Consider the following 18,051-nt stretch of genomic DNA (forward strand, 5'->3'; position numbering starts at 1 on the left):
CGTGAAACGCGTCATTCTTTTTGTTATGAGATAAGGGTGGCAGATCATCATTCTGCCACCCTTACCTTAATCAATCCAGATTCGGTTCTTTTTTTCCGTGCAAGAAGAAGGACAGAATCAGTGCAAGCGCAGATAAGACGGTCGCAATCCAGAACGCATCGGTGATCCCTTGGATCGTCGCTTGTTTCGTCAACATCGTAAACCAACTCGTTGAAGCGGCTTGTGAGCTACCCAGCTGTTGTCCAAGATCGTTTAAATGTTGTGAAAGCGTCGGGTCGAGCGTCGTAAACTGATTCGCGTCGTCTGCCAAGTGAGCCGTCGTTTGACGGGTCATAACGGTGACGAGAATTGCCGTTCCGATGGAGCCGGCGACTTGACGAAGTGTGTTTTGGGTCGCGTTTCCATGCGGGATCATCTTCATCGGTAAAGCGTTCATACCGGCAGTCATGATCGGCATCATGATGAATGCCATACCGAATGACCGAAGCATGTAGATGCCCATGATGGAATAATACGACGTATCCATGTTCAATTGCGTCAATTCCCATGTCCCGTACGTCATCAACGTCAAACCGAAGATAGCGAGCGGACGAATACCGAAGCGGTCAAATAAACGACCGGCAATCGGTCCGGTGATACCCATGATTAGTGATCCGGGTAAAAGGAGAAGACCTGAATCGACCGGTGAAAAACCGCGAATGCTTTGAAGGTAAATCGGTAAAAGTAACATCCCACCGAACAACGCCATCGTGACGATGACGTTGATGAAGAGGGTGAACGAAAATTCCGGTACTTTCAACACACGAATATTCAACATCGGATCTTCCATCGATAGCTCACGCATCGCAAAAGCAGCAATTCCGATTAAGCCGATGACGATCGTGCTGATGACGATCGGGCTATCCCAGCCGTCATTCCCGGCTTCACTGAATCCGTAAAGGAGACTCCCAAATCCGATCGTACTGAATAAGACGCCCAGTGCGTCAAAAGAAGGTTTCGAGAGTGGCTGCGTCAGGCGGAACCAAGCCGTACCGAGTAACAACGTCACTAATCCAAAGAAGGACATCGCATAAAACATGACGTGCCAGTCATAGTTTTGGATGACATATCCCGTGATCGTAGGTCCGACAGCAGGAGCCAGAATCATCGCGATTCCGAGCATTCCCATGGCAGCACCGCGCTTATGCGGTGGGAACAATGTCATGAAGACGTTTGATCCGAGTGGCATCAAGATACCAGCCCCCGCTGCCTGAACGACACGACCGATCATCATGACCGGGAAGTTCATTGCCATCGAACAGATGACCGATCCGAAGAAAAACAGTGTCATCGAAGCGAGGAACAGCTGGCGGAACGTATAGCTTCGCATCAAAAAGGCACTGATCGGAATCAAAATCCCGTTAACGAGCATGAAGCCCGTCGTCAACCACTGGGCAGTGGACGTCGACACGTTGAAGTCATTGATCAGAACTGGTAACGCGACATTAATCAACGTTTGGTTCAAAATAGCAATGAACATACCGATGAGTAAGACCGTCAGTACTTTCGGAATACTGACGTTTTCAGTCGATACCTGTTTAGAAGGTGCTGCGACTGGTGGTGTCACGGTCATCGTCGGTTCCGCCTCGAGGGATTCCTCAAGTGTCGGTCCGTCCGTCGCCAGTGCCGTGTCGGATGAGCGACTTCGACGGGCAATCCAGTTGACGCCGATGATGATCAGAATCGTGAACGCACTGTATCCGAACAAGAAGGTAGTAGACATGAACGTCCCTCCTTAATCCTTATGAATGCGGACGGTCACATTCATACCAGGTCGAATGTCGAGTGATTTTTCTTGCGAGAGTGATACTTTAACTGGAATGACTTGTGCGACTTTCGTGTAGTTCGCGTTTCCGTTTGAAGAAGGCATCATTGAGAACGTGGAAGCCGTCGTCATACCGATTTGCTCGACTTCACCAGAAAGTGTCGTGTCCGGATAGCTGTCGACGTAAACATCCACTGTTTGTCCGACTTTGATTTCATCGATTTCTGTTTCTTCGATGTTCGCCGTGACCCAAAGGTCGTTTAAGTCAAAACCATAGGCGAGAGGTGTACCTGCTGCGACGAAGCCGTTCTTTGTCGCCATCGACTGAACGATCGTTGCTTTTGAGGGCATTGAAACAGAGAGGTCCGTCGGTTTTTGTCCGGCTTGTGCCGTCATGACGTGTCCGACTGTTGCTCCACTGGCGAGTGATTCGCCTGTTTTCGCAGACCAGTCTGTTAATTTACCAGCGCTTGGGCTCGCAACCGTTATCATCTTACCGTCGATTTTCGCATTGTCTGTTTTGACATAGCTCGTTGCTTGATCGTAATAGTAGTATCCGACAACACCACCACCGATTAAAACGATGAGTGTCACGATATTGATGATCAATAATTTTTTCATACTCATGGGTGTGTTAGCATCCTTTCTTGTGTACAATCGATTCAAAAAAAGTACTCCTCTGGGGGAGGAGTAATTAATATAGTTAATTATATGGATCATTAGCTAACAAACAACCGACAATTTCCGACAAAATGTTGGAAAAATAGATGATAACGGATTCATTAATGAAAAGAGGATGGAAAAGGAGTGAAATATGGATGAATGAGAGCCGTGATCCCCGACCAAAACGGTCACGTGACCGTATTACAATGGAATTATTTCGTTTATTGAAGACGCACAGCTTCTCGAGTATTACTGTCAAAATGCTGACGGATGGAGCCGGTGTGAACCGTTCGACCTTCTACGCACACTATACGGATAAGTATGATTTGCTCGACCAAATCGTTGAGGAGCAAATGAAGGCACTTGAACAAGCAATTCGGATCACGGGTACAGGAACTGTCTTTCCGACAGTCGAGCAGGTGAGTCGCTATTTTGCTCGTTTGTTCATTCATATCGAAGAAAATGAACTATTCTATCAGACGATGCTCGTTCAAGGACCGATCAAAACGTTCATCTCTCGTTTTCTCGATACATTGAAAGAGAATTATCGAATTGTGTTTCGACCGCAAATCACAGAAGAAGCTACGTTCGTCGATCGAGACTTATTATTGAACTATGTCATTGGTGGACAGTTGGGATTGTTGATTTCTTGGTTACGAAACGGTCGACCGTATTCATCAGAATACATGGCAGAACAATTAAGTCGGATGATCGTCTTTGGAACGGTTGAGAGTATCGGTTTTCCTAAAGAGACGGAATGAAGACGTAAAAAAAGACACTTCCCTGCGGAAGTGTCCAATCAGTTTAAGCTTGTCGGAATGCAAGTTCTTTCGTATAGATCGTACTCCGATTCCGTCCGCTTTCTTTTGAATAATACAACGCTTTATCTGCCTGTTGTAATGCTTCAAGTGACGTATGCGAACCACTGGAATGGGAAATCCCAAGTGAGATCGTAATTTGCAGATCAGGTACATCTGCTGTTGGGAACAGGTTACGTGCGACCGTCAACCGAGCTAGTTCTGCTATTTTTTGCGCTTCTTTCGCCGAAGTACTTGGTAAGATGATTAAAAATTCTTCACCACCGTACCGTCCGACGAGGTCGTCTGGACGGGTCAAGGAAGCGAGAGTCATGCCGAGTTGGCGTAACACATCATCGCCCGCATCATGACCATATGTATCATTGACATGCTTGAAGAAATCGATATCGATGAGTACAAGCGAATAGCCTTGGTCGGTCGAGCCGACAAGCGAAAGCGAGTCATCCAGGCGACGACGATTGGCGAGCCCTGTCAAAGCATCCGTCATGGCGAGTTTCTGCTGATACTGGATGTTTTCGAAGTGACGGCGTAATTCCGTCAGCAATCGAAAAGCGACAAAGCCAGCAAATAAATTAAAGAAGACGTACGCAATCGAGATTTTAAAGAATGTCGACCAGCTGTGCGTCAGGACGTAGATGGCGGGTAACGAATAGAGAATACCGACCAACACCATAAGCTGAAAATGACGCATCGAGACATGGACGAATCGACGAATGATCCCGATCGTCGTGATGAACAAGACGATGATCAACGTCGATAAATAAAATCCTTCCATTTGATCAACTGGTGTTAAAAAGTAACGTGTCCCGATGATCATTGCACCAGCAACGATGGCGCTTGGGAAACCACCGAACAGCATGGCAATCGCGACGGGAACGATACGTAAATCAACACGGGCGACATCGATTTGAATCCCATTGAACATCAATAAGACCGCAATCAAACCAGAGACTGCTCCGAGTATAAGTCGAATGCACCATTTGGAGTTCAATGAAATACGCGGTTGATTCCGAAACGGTAAGAACAAGAGAGTAATCGTTGTAAACAGTAGACAAAAGTTAATGATGAATTGATTCATGATGGACAACAAATCCTCCCAGCTCCCCAACTAACAGATTTCCATATATATACTTCCAGTATACTCAACTAGATAACGGTTAGACAGGCATAAATGTTTAGATGAAAAATAAAAAACGGTAGAAAATCTACCGTTTTTAAGAAGATGAAGTAAGAGAATCCTCATCCATCGTCAGTAAAATTTTATCAAAGACACGAATCATCGTTTCCAGCTCTTCTTCCGTCAATGTACCGAAGCGATCTTGTAAATAGTTTTTCCGGACGATTTCGAGATCCCGAAATGCACGTTCTCCGTCATCCGTCAAAGCGAGGACGATTGAACGACGATCTTCCGTCGAGCGTGTCCGTGTGACATATCCTTGTTTATACAGCTTATCCGTCAAAGCAGTGACTTGACTCGTCGCGAGCTCAAATTGTTCCGCAAGAAGCGTCGGGCGCTGAGGACCATTTTCTGAAAGGCTTCGTAAGATGAAAAACTCACTCCGGGTCGCCGTTCCTTCAAATAGCCGGTTAAGTTCACGTCGCAGGGTACGAAGAATGACGCGCATTTGTTCCTCGAGTCGATAAGTTAGCAAATCACGTTCCTGTGGCATGCAAGCAGCATCCTTTCTCTCAGTGGACTTCTACCATTTAGTGTACTAAACATATCGGATTTTTACCATCGACTACCCCAGATTCGAAAAAGGCAATTGACAATTTCGTGGCGTTTTGTGTAATATGGCGTAGTAATAACTAACTTAATTCAGTTCTCACTCAACCAGTGGGATGGAGGTTGCAGTTCTTAAGAGTACGGTTACGGATGTCGTCAAGCGACAGATGAGGTGACCTGAAAGGAAGAATTGCCGAAATCAATCATCGCTTTGAAGATGATCGATTGGGATTAGATCAAATAGGTCTAATACTGTCACAAGTCGGGTATCACCTACTTGTGGAGAGCTATCTTTCACGACGGTAGAATGAGGCGCATCCATTTTATTATGTTGCGTTCTCATCTTCCATCTGGAAGATGAGGGCGCTTTTTGTTTTTTCATTCAAAAAGTGTCCTCTCAAAAATTTATTAAAGAGAGAAGCGAACGAAATGAACAATCTAGATGTGAAACAAACAACAGATTCGACAGCAGAAGGATTAAAACGTGGATTACAAGCCCGTCATATGTCAATGATCGCCATCGGTGGAGCGATCGGAACAGGACTCTTCATTGCGTCCGGTGCTTCCGTCGCAGCAGCAGGACCAGGTGGTGCGCTCCTATCGTATGCAATCGTTGGTCTGATGGTTTACTTCCTCATGACAAGTCTTGGTGAAATGGCAGCGTACATGCCGGTCGCTGGATCCTTCTCGACATATGGAACAAAATTCGTCGATCCATCATTCGGCTTTGCACTCGGCTGGAACTACTGGTACAACTGGGCAGTCACGATCGCAGTTGAACTCGTCGCAGCACAAATCGTCATGACGTACTGGTTCCCGGATGTTCCTGGATTTTATTTCAGTGCCTTATTCCTCTTACTCATGATCGGCTTGAACTACTTCTCCGTTAAAGGATTCGGGGAAGCGGAGTATTGGTTTGCGATGATTAAAGTCGTTACCGTCATCGTCTTCTTAGTCGTCGGTGTTGCGATGATTTTCGGTGTCTTTACATCGGAGCCACCGGTTGGCTTTAAAAACTTTGCTCTTGGCGATGCACCGTTCGTCGGTGGGATTCCTGCCGTCATCGGAATCATTCTTGTTGCTGGATTCAGTTTCCAAGGAACGGAGCTCGTCGGGATTGCCGCGGGTGAGTCAGAAGACCCGAAAAAGAACGTTCCTAAAGCAGTCAAACAAGTTTTCTGGCGTATCTTACTTTTCTACGTCTTCGCGATTTTCGTCATCGGAATGCTCATTCCGTATACGAGTCCGAACTTGGTTTCGAATGACATTACGGACGTAGCGGTTAGTCCGTTTACGCTCGTCTTTGAAAAAGCAGGTCTTGCGTTCTCAGCAGCACTCATGAACGCCGTCATCTTGACGTCTGTTCTATCTGCCGGAAACTCAGGTATGTATGCTTCGACTCGGATGCTTTATACGCTTGCTCGCCAAGGGGATGCACCGAAGTTGTTCGCGAAAGTATCGAAAAACGGTGTACCGCGTAACGCTTTGCTCGCAACAGGAGCAATCGGTGCACTCTGTTTCTTGACGTCGATGTTTGGTGGACAAGTCTACTTGTGGTTACTCAATGCTTCGGGGATGACAGGCTTCATCGCATGGCTCGGGATTGCAATCAGTCACTATCGTTTCCGTAAAGGATTCCTTGCACAAGGTCACTCGTTGAAAGACTTACCATATGTTGCACCAGCGTTCCCGTTTGGTCCGCTGTTCGCATTCGGTCTTTGTTTCCTCGTCATCGTTGGTCAAAACTACGCAGCATTCCTTGCGGATCAAATCGATTGGGTCGGAATTGCCGCAACGTATGTTGGTATTCCATTATTCCTTGCCTTCTGGTTAGGACATAAATTCAAAAATCGAACGTCGATCGTTCGTTATGACGAGATGGACTTCCCGGAACATCCACGTCAATCATAATGTGTGAACCACCTTCTATAAATGAAGGTGATTGAGATTGAAGACAAAGTGCAATTTTTCTCTGATGAGTCTGATGAGAAAGATTGCGCTTTTTTGTTCGTTTCGAATCGTTTTTCCAGGGACAAGCATCGCTTCGCTGCAGGGTCGCTCTTGCTTGTTATTCCCTAGGAAGCGATGTCGAGTGAACAAAACGCTTCTCTGATTCTCCTGACGGTATAAAAAAGAATGACACGTTACACGCCACTCCTACAGGAAAAAGCGCAATTTTGCGCTTTCAGAGACAAACAAGACCCGTTTTCCTGCTCGACTGGAGCGGGAAAACTGGCTTGTGTCTCGTATGAGGAAAGGGCGTGAAAAGACGTGTCATTCTTTTTTTGAGTCAGTCCATTTTCTGCAATCGGAACCACCTTCTATTGAAGGTGGTTTTTTATTCCCTTAAATGAAAACGTTCTCTAAAATATAGTTTTGAAAAAGTATAAAAAAGGAATCAATGAATAAGTATTCAAAAATAGAAATATGAATAAAGAATAGGGGGAGACGCATGACTACATCTGAATTATTTTTCACATTAGGTTCTGCAGCGTTTTTCATGTTGCTCGTTGCTTACATATCCTACCGATTGACGCGTGGGAAAACACAAGGCGTCGATGAATACTTCTTAGCGGGACGAGGGCTAAGTGGCGTTTTCATTGCCGGATCGCTACTGCTGACGAATTTGTCGGCAGAACAGTTGATTGGACTAAATGGACAATCCTTCATGGGAAACATGTCGAGTATGGCGTGGGAAGTCACGGCGGGATTTGCTGCCATCATCATGGCGATTTATCTACTCCCGAAGTTTCTCGGGCTTGGTATCTCGACGTTACCGGAATACTTAAGTCACCGATATGATGAGACGGTTCGCCGGATGACAGTCTTACTCTTTTTACTCGGATATATGTGCGTCACGATTCCTTCGATGCTTTATTCGGGTGGGATTGCTGTCTTGCAGCTATTCGATGTTCCGGAACTATTTGGTCTTAGTTATACGCAATCCCTTTGGTTAGTCGTCTGGGTCGTCGGGATCATCGGAGCAATTTATGCGATTTTTGGAGGACTACGTGCGGTGGCTGTCTCGGATACCTTGAACGGGATCGGGCTCGTCTTCGTTGGATTCCTAGTTCCGGTACTCGGCTTTATCACACTGGGTGATGGGAATTTACTTCAAGGGATGAAGACGATTGCGACTGTGCAACCGGAGAAGCTGAACGCAATCGGAAGCTCAACCGATGCCGTTCCGTTCTTCTCGATTTTCACGGGTATCCTATTTGCGAACTTATTTTATTGGTCACTCAATCAATATGTCATTCAACGTGTGCTCGGGGCAAAAGATTTGAAGGAAGGACAGAAGGGCGTCCTCATGACAGGATTCTTAAAGTTATTAGTTCCAATCTTCATGCTGATTCCTGGGATCATTGCCTATCACTTGTATGGGAACACACTAACAAGCGGTGATTTATCATATCCTCAACTCATTACGGAGTTACTGCCGGTCTCGCTGATGGGATTTTTCTTGGCTGTCTTACTCGGAGCCGTCTTCAGTTCGTTTAACTCGTTGCTAAACAGTATTGCAACACTTTTCGTCCTCGATATCTATCAGCCGGTGTTTGCGAAAGAGGCGAGTGATGAACATTTGATTCTTGTCAGTAAATGGTTCGGAACGATCGTTGCTTTAATCTCTTTCGTCATCGCACCATTCTTGATGTACGCGCCGGACGGCTTATGGAGTTTGATCCGGCAATTCACAGGTTTTTTCAACATTCCGATTCTCGTCATCGTATTAATGGGGATTTTCATGAAACGAATTCCGGCGATTGCAGCGAAAATCGTCATCGTCTTTCACGTGTTCGCGTATTACTTATTCGTCTTCGGTTTCAAACAACTGTTCGGCTGGGATCATGGCATTAGCTATATTCATGGGTACGGTATTCTACTCGTGATTGAAGTGCTGTTCATGGTATTCATGGGATATCGTTACCCGGTCGTCCAGTCAAGAAAGGTCAATCGACGACAGTCTGTCGAGCTCACTCCATGGAAATTCGCGATTCCGGTTTCGATCTTATTATGCACATCCATCATTTGGACGTACGTTCTGTTTTCAAAAATCGGACTGGCTTCGACAGCAGGCATCGTATCGATTTGGTTCTGGCCGGTTACGTTAGGACTTGTCATTGCAACGATCGTATTATGGCGTGTGTCGCTAAACGCTTGGGAAGCGAAGTACCGGACCTATCTCGAAGAAGAGTACCGTCAAGCAGAATAATCCTCTCGCAGAAGACATGACATATCGGGTAAGATGAAAGAAAAACAGGAGGCGATCTTCGTGAATTACTGGTACCACTTCAAGCGTGCCTTCTTACCGATCGCATTATTGCTTGTGACGCTTGCCTTGTACCAAATGATTTATCGTTTGAATAACATCTGGTATTCGCTCGGAGGACTTCTTCTTGTCTTTGCGGCGATTTACTTCGTCATGCGTCGTCTAAAAGCGAACCCAGAGGATTGAATGAGCAGGAAAGTCGAGTCCATTCTCTGAACGCGGTAAAATAGACACATACAGAGGAGGGGAAGATAGATGGCAAAAGCAATATTTGCAGGTGGTTGTTTCTGGTGCATGGTCAAGCCATTCCATAAATATGATGGGGTAGAGCAGGTCATTTCAGGATATACCGGTGGTCATACAGAGAACCCGACTTATAAAGAGGTCTGTTCGGAAACGACAGGTCACTTGGAGGCGGTTGAAGTCACGTACGATCCGTCCGTCATTACGTACGAAGAATTACTCGAGATCTTCTGGCGTCAAATTGACCCGACAGATGGTGGAGGTCAATTCAATGACCGTGGTGAATCGTACCAACCGGCCATCTTTTATGTCGATGAAGCACAGCGTGAAGCAGCTGAACGTTCGAAAGCAGCGCTTGACGCATCAGGACGCTTCTCGCGTCCGGTCGCGGTAGAGATTCGTCCAGAAAAGCCGTTTTGGCCAGCCGAAGAATATCACCAAGATTATTATAAAAAGAATCCGTTCCGTTATCAGATGTATAGTGTCGGCTCAGGTCGCGCGAAATTCATCAAGGAAGCGTGGAAGGACCAAGGTAAGGAAAAAGAACTGAAAGAGCGTCTGACACCAATTCAGTATAAAGTCACACAAGAGAACGGGACAGAACCCGCTTTCCGTAACGAATACTGGGATGAAGAACGTCCAGGACTGTACGTCGATATCGTCGATGGTACACCACTCTTCACATCGAAAGATAAGTTCCAGTCGAACTGTGGTTGGCCGAGTTTCGCTAAACCGATCTCAGAAGACAAGATGGAAGTCGAACTCGATACGAGTCACGGGATGACGCGGACGGAAGTGCGTTCTGCGAATGCGGATAGTCACCTCGGTCATATCTTCGATGATGGTCCGACAGAACTTGGTGGTCTTCGCTATTGTATCAACTCAGCAGCATTACGATTTATTCCGCTTGAAGAGCTTGATTCGGCAGGATATGGGGAATATAAAAAACATTTCGAGTAACACGTAAAGAGCAGTCAAACGATTTCGTTTTGACTGCTCTTTTTTCAAATGGAAGGGAGAGAATCGAATGTTTCGACCCGTATATGAAGAGATTCGACAAATGACGATTGCGATGGTGCTTGATTTCTACGATCACGAAATCCGTCAGCTCGATGAGCAAGCACGTCAGGAAAAGTACGACAAGATGAGCTTGAGTCCGTTTCGCTTTTTCCGTGGGAGTTCGCATCTGTTTTATTATGACGTGACGCGAATCCCCCTTGGTTTTGATACGCCTCGTGATAAACCGACGTGGATTCAGGGAGATCTTCATTTTGAGAATTTCGGTGTCCATGGCAATGCGAAGGGAGAGATCATCTACGACGTCAATGACTTTGATGAAGGGTACTTAGGATCTTATCTATACGATTTGATTCGCATGGCGGTCTCCGTCCGGTTGTTCGCTGAAGAGGCAGGATACGATCCGGCTCCTGCGATTCGAAATTATGTCCTGGAATACTTACACGATTTAAAAAAGTACGCTCTCGGAAAAGATCCGAGTGATGTCTGTTTTACGCGGGATAATACGAAAGGACCAATCAAGAAGTTGATCAAAAAAGCAGAAAAGAAACGTGAGGAATTAATGGGAGAGCGGACGAAACTGGTGGATGGCGTGAGACGTTTTTGTACATTACCGGATATGCAAGCGATAGATGATACGACGCGAATAGCGATTGAGTCTGCCTGGTCCTCCTATATCGAGACGATTGACGCAGAGGATCGTCGTGACGAAGCGTTCTATACAATCAAGGATATCGTCCGAAAACTAGACAGTGGAACGGCATCGATTGGTCTTGAACGCTATTACATCTTGATTGAGGGGGAGGGAGGGGAAGAAGATTTGATTCTAGAGATGAAACAAGCTCAGACTTCTGTCCCTTCGTTGTTCCTTCCCGTCTATCGTCCAGAAGCAGAAACAGTTCATCAAGGACGCCGGATCATCACGTCCCAAAAAGCGATGCAGGCACATGAGGATCCATATCTTGGCTACCTGACGATTGGGAAAAAGGAATATTATGTACGTGAGCGCTCGCCATATAAGAAAAAACTAAAAGCAAAGCATATCAAAAGTCAGGAAGACCTTGAGAACGTGTTGTGTATTCAAGGTCAAATTACCGCGAAAATCCATGCGCGGGCGGATCAGGACGCCGGGATTAAAGAAAAAATTTTGACACATCATGCGGATGTTGAAATCATCCAAGCCATTGGTGTTTCGGACACTGCTTTTTTAGAGCAAATCGAGCGTTGGTCAGAAGCCTACGTGACACGAACAAAGCTGGATTACCAAGTGTTTTTGGAGTGGGTGAAGACCCGAAAAACAAATTAAAAACCTAACAAACTGAAGCTTGTCAGATGGATGTGTAACATGTGTTACACATCCATCTTTTTTGTACGAATTTTTTTGTTTAACAAATGAAAGCGTTCAACAAAATAGAAATAGGTATAATGACCTATATCAATTTATCAGAAAACTTCGTAAATTTTTGATTAAGTTCTTACGGACGACTCGCTCCGTAGGACGAATCATACCAGGTACAGGGGGAAATACATCATGAGTTTGACGCGGAAAAAAGATGTTTCCGCTATGATTGCTGCAAGTAAACGAAACAGTGGACTTGCTCGAAATCTTGGCGCGATGGATTTAACGTTTTTAGGAATTGGCGCCATCATTGGAACCGGAATCTTCGTTTTGACAGGAACAGGAGCATTGACTGCAGGACCAGGACTTATCGTATCATTCATTCTATCTGCCATCGCCTGTGGTCTAGCTGCTCTTGCTTACGCTGAATTCGCATCAACGATTCCGGTCAGTGGATCCGTCTATACGTACACGTACGCAACGATGGGAGAGATCTTCGCTTGGATCATCGGTTGGAACTTGATCCTCGAATATGGACTCGCCTCCAGTGCCGTTGCAGCCGGTTGGTCTGGGTACTTTCAGTCCTTACTCGCAGGATTCAACATCCATGTGCCAACAGCCTTATCAGCAGCTCCTGGAGCAGTCGAAGGAGCCAAGACATACTTCAACCTTCCAGCGTTCTTAATCCTCTTTGCCATTACGGCATTGTTGTCGATGGGAATCAAGGAAACGAAACGTGTCAACAACATCATGGTCGTCATTAAACTAGCGGTCGTCGTATTGTTCATCGTCGTCGGTGTCGGTTATGTCGAACCAACGAACTGGGCACCGTTCACACCATTTGGTTGGGGAGGCGTCTTCTCGGGTGCCGCGATCGTCTTCTTCGCGTACATCGGCTTTGATGCCGTCACATCAGCAGCTGAAGAAGTCCGCGATCCGCAAAAGAACTTGCCGCGCGGTATCATCGGTTCACTTGCTGTTTGTACAGTCCTTTACGTCATCGTTGCAGCTATCATGACAGGAATCGTACCGTATCAACAGTTCGAAGGAATCGATCACCCAGTCTCACTTGCGATTCAAATGGCAGGTCAAAACTGGGTTGCTGGATTCATCGATCTTGGTGCAATTCTCGGAATCACAACAGTCATTCTCGTCATGACATACGGAATGGTGCGTCTCGCGTTCGCCATCTCGCGTGATGGAATGTTCCCGAAAGTATTTTCTGAAGTGCATCCGAAGTACCAAACACCATTCAAGGCGACTTGGATGATCGGACTCGGTAGCTCACTCGTCGCTGGATTCGTTCCACTCGATGTCATCGCGAACCTCGTCAACATGGGTACACTGGCAGCCTTCGTCTTGATTTCTGTCGCTGTCTTGATTCTTCGTAAGACACAGCCAGATCTTCCGCGTGCTTTCAAATGTCCGGGTATGCCATACGTGCCAATCGCAGCAATCGCTGCATGTCTTTTCTTGATGTTCAACTTGAAACTCGAGACATGGATTGCTTTTGGAATCTGGCTTGCTATCGGTTTAGTTCTTTACTTTACGTTTGCACGCAAGAGTTCGAATTTACACCCCGGCAACATGCCAGCAGCGGAACTCGCTGCTTCGAAAGAAGAACAGTAACACACAAGAAGACCCGGTCGCCTGAAGGCGATCGGGTCTTTTGATGTTAGGAAAGTGGAACAGGTCCTTTGACGCGGACCGCATCAAATTCACGACGAATACTTTCATTGGCTCTCGCTTCATCTTCTGCCGACCAGCCGAGTTCGCTACGCATCAAGGCGAGAACACCATCTGCGTACTGTTCAGCGTGAGGGAAATCAAAGAAGACGGCCGAAGCACGACGGTTCAAGAAGTCGCCAGGTTGCATGACGAGCTCAGCTTCTAATCCATATAGAAGGGCGCCGAACCAGTGTAACGGTAATTGATAACGAGCCGCCTCGTCACCACGTGTCCGAATCAACTCGTAGACACGTTCGACATTCGTACCGTAACGTTGGATGAGCCATGTCGCCTCATTCGGTGACAATCCGAGTGCTTCTCCTTTTGGTTGTTGTTCCTTCAAGTAGCGGGCAAATCCTTTACTTCCTTGTGGATGACCACCACCAAGCAAGATATCGTGCGTACGGGAAGCGAGGTAAATCCGATTTTCTTCTGTCTTGAATTGGTCTGCGACCATATCGATAATTCGTTCTGCCATCTTCCGGTACCCGGTCAACTTCCCACCAGCGATTGACATCAGCCCGGATTTCGAGACGAAGATTTCATCTTTTCGAGACAGTTCACTCGGATCCTTTCCATCTTCATGAATGAGTGGGCGTAGTCCAGACCATGTCGATTCGACGTGTTCAGGTCGTAACTCGACGTTGAACATTTGATTTGTCGCCTCTAGGATATAGTCCTGATCCTCAACGGTGACACCCGGTTCAAGAATATCTCCTTTATAGTTCGTGTCAGTCGTTCCGACATAGGTTTTCCCTTCGCGTGGAATCGCAAAGATCATCCGACCATCTGGAACGTCGAAATAAACAGCCTGTTGGAGTGGGAAATGCGCTTGATCGATGACGAGATGAATCCCTTTCGTCAGGTGGAGCGATTTCCCAGCTTTCGAACCATCTTTTTCACGTAGTTCGTCGACCCACGGACCGGTTGCATTGATGATTTTCTTCGCCCGAATCGTATACGTTTTGTCACTTAAGACGTCACGGACTTCGACACCGACAACTTTTCCATTGTGGTAGACGAGCGATTCAGCCTTCGTATAGTTGACGGCACGTCCACCGTAACCAACAGCTGCCTTTAAGACTTCGACTGTCAATCGGGCATCATCCGTTTTATATTCGACATAACGACCACCACCGACTAAGTGTTCCGAACGTAATAATGGCTCGTAACGTAATGTTTCTTCTTTACTGAGCATCGTCCGGCGTTCATTGCGTTTGACGCCTGCGAGCTGGTCATAGACGCGTAGGCCGATGGATGTCGAGAAGCTGCCGAACGTTCCGCCTTCGACGAGTGGAAGCATCATCCACTCCGGCGTCGTCACGTGTGGGGCGTTCTCATACACGATGGCACGTTCTTTTCCGACTTCGGCAACCAGTTTGATTTCGAACTGCTTCAGATAACGCAATCCACCATGGACGAGTTTCGTCGATCGGCTCGATGTCCCTTCGGCGAAGTCCTGCATCTCAATCAATCCTGTCCGCATGCCTCGACTTTGTGCGTCAAGCAAAATACCGGCTCCCGTGATACCGCCCCCGATGACGAGCACGTCTAAAAGTTCTTGTCCCATTTCTTCTAACCAAGCTGTCCGTTCCGTACTTGAAAACATCTTGTCTTCCCCCTGTTCGTCTGAATGGATATTTAGTCTACTTCTATCCATGTACCCGATTTTGCACTTTTTTGAGCACGATCAATGATTTTCATGACGAGTTCAGCCTGTTTCGGAGAGACAGGTGGGGTTGTTCGCTGTCGAATGGCTGGGGCGAGGTCTGTATAATAATCCCCAAATTGCCCGGAGACAAAAGAAAAGTCTTCAAGGGGACCGTTTGCTTCAGCCAATTGATACGTCGCGCGTTTCGTATCGACTTCATCGACGAAATAGCTAGCCTTTGTCCCATGTACCATTAGCGAAGGACCAACAGCCGGAACGATGGAACCGATGTGTAAAATAGCGCGTCGTGTACCGAATGCTAAAATCAGATGTGTATAGTCATCAACGATCCCACCTTGCCGTTGAATCGTTTGGTCACAAAAGACGCGATCCGGAATTTCATCGAAGGCGACGAGTGCTTGATCGATCAAGTGTGATCCAAGATCGTACAAGAGACCAGCACCGGGTACGTCCTGTTCGCGCCAACGATCCTCAACGTCTGGGCGATAGCGATCATAATGCGCTTCAAACGTTTGGAGGGTGCCGAGACGTCCGGATTCGAGTAAGGTCATCAGCGTTCGAAAGTCCTTCGTATACCGACGATTATGATAAACTGTCAGTAACCGATCGTGTACACGTGCTAGTTCTGTCAACGTTTCGGCTTCTTCGAGCGTGACAGTGAACGGTTTCTCGACGAGTACATCACAGCCCGATAGCAAAGCGAGGCGCGCAAGTGGATAATGTAGCTCATTTGCTGTCGCGATGACGACTAAATCGATCTGTTCTTTAGCGAGCAGGGCTTCAAGTGTCGAATAAACAGGTAGCGTCGCGTCATAAGCAGCGACTGCTTCCGGACGACTCGACTGAACAGCGACTAACTGATAATCAGGTGCGTGTAAATAAGGAGCATGTAAATGTTCACCGGCAATACCAAAACCAACTAAAGCGGTACGAATCATGGAAAACACATCCTTTTCAAGTTCATACCCTCAATCTACCATAAGGAGGAATACAAGATGATTACGGAACAACACATCATTGAAAAGATGCGTCAAGCGATGCAACGCATTGAGCAAACGACAGGAGCCGCGCAGAAAGAGCAGATTGCAGCAATGAAGGCGTACTGTGAACTATTACTTGAATCTGAGGCGACATCAAGTTCAACGATATCGCTACCTACGTCAACACCTCAGGCAACACCAACAGTCGATCCGATGTTAGCGCGTTTCATGGGTGTTTCGCAGGAGAAAGAAGAAAAAGGCACTTCATTGCTCGATTTTTGAATGAAATGACGCGATTCAGGGAATAACCATCACAGTTGAAACGAGAAGGGGAGATACGTCATGAAAACAGTAATCGTCATCGGAGCAGGACCAGGAAACGGATATGAAATCAGTAAACGATTCGGACAAGAAGGCTTTCAAGTCGTTTGTGCGGCGCGGACGCAAGAAACACTCGCAGCCGTCATCACGGAACTAAAAGAAGCGGGCGTGGAAGCGGTCGGAGTGGAATGTGATGCTTCACGAAAAGCTGATATCGCATCCCTCATCGAATGGACAGAGGAGCAATACGGACAAGTTGATGTCTTAGTCTACAATGCTTCGATTTTACATCAAGCGTCTGTCCTTGAAGTCTCGGCAGAACAGATTACGAAAGAGTTCGAAATCGACGTGCTCGGTGCACTGCATGCCGCACAACTCGTTGCTCCGTCGATGCAAAAACGGAAAGACGGCGCTATCCTGATTACTGGAGGCGGCGCTGCGATGCAAGCGATCAAATCGCTACCAGGACTTTCAATCGGGAAGGCAGGCGTTCGCCAAGTGACGCATATGTTACACGATACGTTGAAGGAAGACGGTGTCTACGTCGGAACCGTCACGATTGCCGGGGAAGTGAAGCGTGGAACGGCACTTGATCCGAAAAATGTAGCGGAAGCGTTCTATCAACTGTATACGAACCGAAATGAAGTCGAAACGGTTCTTTCAGCAGACTAACGAATAAACAAGATAGCGTATGCGGGTTCGGACTTTGACCGAATCCGTATTTTCATGGAAAGGAGCGAAACAGAAGTGAGACGATACACCATGATAAGTCTACTTTTTCTATTCGTTCTCATCGGTTGTGCACCAGAAGAAACTGACTTGCTTGGCATCAAGCAACCCGATGACGAAAAAATCACGAAGGCGACGGTTGAACGCGTCATCGATGGGGATACGTTAAAAGTGAAGTTGGAGGATGGGAAAACGGAGGACGTTCGTCTACTCCTTGTCGATACACCAGAAACCGTCAAACCGGATACACCGGTTCAACCGTATGGAACGGAAGCTTCAGCGTTTACGAAAGAGACCTTACCGAGCGGGACAGCGATTCGGTTGGAGCGTGATCATTCCCGGACCGATCGATACGGAAGATTACTCGCATACGTCTGGTACGGCGATAAGATGTTGAATCAGGAGTTACTTCGAAAAGGACTCGCACGTGTAGCGTTTGTCTATGAGCCGGACACACGTTATGTCGATATGTTCGAACAGATCGAACAGGAAGCCAAGCAGGCGAAGAAAAAGATTTGGGAGCACGATGGCTACGTCACAAATCGTGGCTTCGACGCTCAAGCGATTACAGAAACGAAATCCTGCGAAATCAAAGGCAACATCAATCGGTCGGGTAAAAAAATCTACCATGTACCGGGAGGTCAATCCTACGATGAAGTGAAGCCAGAGCAACAGTTCTGTACGGAAAAAGAAGCAGAAGAAGCCGGATTCGTCCGCGCTGCACGCTAATGAATGCACACA

General features: G+C 46.9%; 16 protein-coding genes and 1 riboswitch. Of the genes, 10 read left to right on the forward strand and 6 right to left on the reverse strand.

All coding sequences use genetic code 11. The annotated features are described in order from the left end of the window. Positions 1-70 precede the first annotated feature (70 nt). On the reverse strand, positions 71-1,762 hold the full coding sequence (locus B3G15_RS00690) for a DHA2 family efflux MFS transporter permease subunit (RefSeq protein ID WP_058265449.1): 1,692 nt from the start codon (positions 1,760-1,762) through the stop codon (positions 71-73). A gap of 12 nt (positions 1,763-1,774) precedes the next feature. After that, on the reverse strand, positions 1,775-2,431 hold the full coding sequence (locus B3G15_RS00695; RefSeq protein WP_035399222.1) for an HlyD family secretion protein: 657 nt from the start codon (positions 2,429-2,431) through the stop codon (positions 1,775-1,777). A gap of 191 nt (positions 2,432-2,622) precedes the next feature. On the opposite strand from B3G15_RS00695, the gene B3G15_RS00700 reads away from it, so the two are divergent. Then, positions 2,623-3,228: a TetR/AcrR family transcriptional regulator gene (locus tag B3G15_RS00700; RefSeq protein WP_023466731.1), complete on the forward strand. Its 606-nt coding sequence runs from the start codon at positions 2,623-2,625 to the stop codon at positions 3,226-3,228. Positions 3,229-3,271: 43 nt separating this feature from the next. On the opposite strand, the gene B3G15_RS00705 is transcribed toward B3G15_RS00700, so the two are convergent. Beyond that, entirely contained in the window at positions 3,272-4,363 is a 1,092-nt protein-coding gene (locus tag B3G15_RS00705) for a diguanylate cyclase (protein WP_290714411.1), read from the reverse strand. 136 nt (positions 4,364-4,499) lie between these two features. Next, positions 4,500-4,955, reverse strand: coding sequence for a MarR family winged helix-turn-helix transcriptional regulator (locus tag B3G15_RS00710; RefSeq protein ID WP_050677326.1), 456 nt, complete (start codon positions 4,953-4,955; stop codon positions 4,500-4,502). Between the two features lie 165 nt (positions 4,956-5,120). Next, positions 5,121-5,309: riboswitch (Lysine riboswitch) on the forward strand. Positions 5,310-5,440: 131 nt separating this feature from the next. Between B3G15_RS00710 and B3G15_RS00715 the strand changes: the two genes are divergently transcribed. The 6 genes from B3G15_RS00715 to B3G15_RS00740 all read left to right on the forward strand — a co-directional run bounded on the left by B3G15_RS00715 (position 5,441) and on the right by B3G15_RS00740 (position 13,509). Beyond that, positions 5,441-6,922, forward strand: coding sequence for an amino acid permease (locus B3G15_RS00715; protein ID WP_055969897.1), 1,482 nt, complete (start codon positions 5,441-5,443; stop codon positions 6,920-6,922). A gap of 541 nt (positions 6,923-7,463) precedes the next feature. Beyond that, the gene (locus B3G15_RS00720; protein ID WP_290714415.1) at positions 7,464-9,224 is read left to right on the forward strand and encodes a solute:sodium symporter family transporter; all 1,761 of its coding nucleotides are present in this window, start codon (positions 7,464-7,466) and stop codon (positions 9,222-9,224) included. A gap of 60 nt (positions 9,225-9,284) precedes the next feature. Beyond that, positions 9,285-9,467 (forward strand): hypothetical protein, encoded by a 183-nt coding sequence (locus B3G15_RS00725; protein WP_035399267.1) that lies wholly within the window; start codon positions 9,285-9,287, stop codon positions 9,465-9,467. Positions 9,468-9,536: 69 nt separating this feature from the next. After that, positions 9,537-10,484, forward strand: coding sequence for a peptide-methionine (S)-S-oxide reductase MsrA (gene msrA / locus B3G15_RS00730; RefSeq protein WP_064300483.1), 948 nt, complete (start codon positions 9,537-9,539; stop codon positions 10,482-10,484). A 67-nt stretch (positions 10,485-10,551) separates the two neighbouring features. After that, a complete protein-coding gene (locus tag B3G15_RS00735) occupies positions 10,552-11,847 on the forward strand; it encodes a DUF2252 domain-containing protein (RefSeq protein ID WP_290714420.1) in 1,296 nt (431 codons plus the stop codon). A 225-nt stretch (positions 11,848-12,072) separates the two neighbouring features. Beyond that, entirely contained in the window at positions 12,073-13,509 is a 1,437-nt protein-coding gene (locus tag B3G15_RS00740; RefSeq protein WP_195866209.1) for an amino acid permease, read from the forward strand. 46 nt (positions 13,510-13,555) lie between these two features. Here the strand turns inward: B3G15_RS00740 and B3G15_RS00745 are convergent, their stop codons facing one another. Then, entirely contained in the window at positions 13,556-15,217 is a 1,662-nt protein-coding gene (locus tag B3G15_RS00745; protein WP_058265456.1) for a glycerol-3-phosphate dehydrogenase/oxidase, read from the reverse strand. Positions 15,218-15,249: 32 nt separating this feature from the next. After that, the gene (locus B3G15_RS00750; protein ID WP_214861572.1) at positions 15,250-16,218 is read right to left on the reverse strand and encodes a Gfo/Idh/MocA family oxidoreductase; all 969 of its coding nucleotides are present in this window, start codon (positions 16,216-16,218) and stop codon (positions 15,250-15,252) included. Between the two features lie 57 nt (positions 16,219-16,275). Between B3G15_RS00750 and B3G15_RS00755 the strand changes: the two genes are divergently transcribed. The 3 genes from B3G15_RS00755 to B3G15_RS00765 all read left to right on the forward strand — a co-directional run bounded on the left by B3G15_RS00755 (position 16,276) and on the right by B3G15_RS00765 (position 18,039). Further along, a complete protein-coding gene (locus B3G15_RS00755) occupies positions 16,276-16,542 on the forward strand; it encodes a DUF5327 family protein (protein WP_058265458.1) in 267 nt (88 codons plus the stop codon). Between the two features lie 60 nt (positions 16,543-16,602). Then, positions 16,603-17,253: an SDR family NAD(P)-dependent oxidoreductase gene (locus B3G15_RS00760; protein ID WP_214858671.1), complete on the forward strand. Its 651-nt coding sequence runs from the start codon at positions 16,603-16,605 to the stop codon at positions 17,251-17,253. Positions 17,254-17,343: 90 nt separating this feature from the next. Further along, the gene (locus B3G15_RS00765; protein WP_251138192.1) at positions 17,344-18,039 is read left to right on the forward strand and encodes a thermonuclease family protein; all 696 of its coding nucleotides are present in this window, start codon (positions 17,344-17,346) and stop codon (positions 18,037-18,039) included. Positions 18,040-18,051 lie beyond the last annotated feature (12 nt).

This window comes from Exiguobacterium sp. UBA1053, assembly GCF_002316465.1.
GTDB lineage: Bacteria > Bacillota > Bacilli > Exiguobacteriales > Exiguobacteriaceae > Exiguobacterium_A > Exiguobacterium_A abrahamii.

What these genes read in the sequence shown, in the direction of transcription:
- B3G15_RS00690 (WP_058265449.1), bottom strand. Translation starts at nt 1,762, where the DNA reads ATGTCTACTACCTTCTTGTTCGGATACAGTGCGTTCACGATTCTGATC.
- B3G15_RS00695 (WP_035399222.1), bottom strand. Translation starts at nt 2,431, where the DNA reads ATGAGTATGAAAAAATTATTGATCATCAATATCGTGACACTCATCGTT.
- B3G15_RS00700 (WP_023466731.1), top strand. Translation starts at nt 2,623, where the DNA reads ATGAATGAGAGCCGTGATCCCCGACCAAAACGGTCACGTGACCGTATT.
- B3G15_RS00705 (WP_290714411.1), bottom strand. Translation starts at nt 4,363, where the DNA reads ATGAATCAATTCATCATTAACTTTTGTCTACTGTTTACAACGATTACT.
- B3G15_RS00710 (WP_050677326.1), bottom strand. Translation starts at nt 4,955, where the DNA reads ATGCCACAGGAACGTGATTTGCTAACTTATCGACTCGAGGAACAAATG.
- B3G15_RS00715 (WP_055969897.1), top strand. Translation starts at nt 5,441, where the DNA reads ATGAACAATCTAGATGTGAAACAAACAACAGATTCGACAGCAGAAGGA.
- B3G15_RS00720 (WP_290714415.1), top strand. Translation starts at nt 7,464, where the DNA reads ATGACTACATCTGAATTATTTTTCACATTAGGTTCTGCAGCGTTTTTC.
- msrA (WP_064300483.1), top strand. Translation starts at nt 9,537, where the DNA reads ATGGCAAAAGCAATATTTGCAGGTGGTTGTTTCTGGTGCATGGTCAAG.
- B3G15_RS00735 (WP_290714420.1), top strand. Translation starts at nt 10,552, where the DNA reads ATGTTTCGACCCGTATATGAAGAGATTCGACAAATGACGATTGCGATG.
- B3G15_RS00740 (WP_195866209.1), top strand. Translation starts at nt 12,073, where the DNA reads ATGAGTTTGACGCGGAAAAAAGATGTTTCCGCTATGATTGCTGCAAGT.
- B3G15_RS00745 (WP_058265456.1), bottom strand. Translation starts at nt 15,217, where the DNA reads ATGTTTTCAAGTACGGAACGGACAGCTTGGTTAGAAGAAATGGGACAA.
- B3G15_RS00750 (WP_214861572.1), bottom strand. Translation starts at nt 16,218, where the DNA reads ATGATTCGTACCGCTTTAGTTGGTTTTGGTATTGCCGGTGAACATTTA.
- B3G15_RS00755 (WP_058265458.1), top strand. Translation starts at nt 16,276, where the DNA reads ATGATTACGGAACAACACATCATTGAAAAGATGCGTCAAGCGATGCAA.
- B3G15_RS00760 (WP_214858671.1), top strand. Translation starts at nt 16,603, where the DNA reads ATGAAAACAGTAATCGTCATCGGAGCAGGACCAGGAAACGGATATGAA.
- B3G15_RS00765 (WP_251138192.1), top strand. Translation starts at nt 17,344, where the DNA reads ATGATAAGTCTACTTTTTCTATTCGTTCTCATCGGTTGTGCACCAGAA.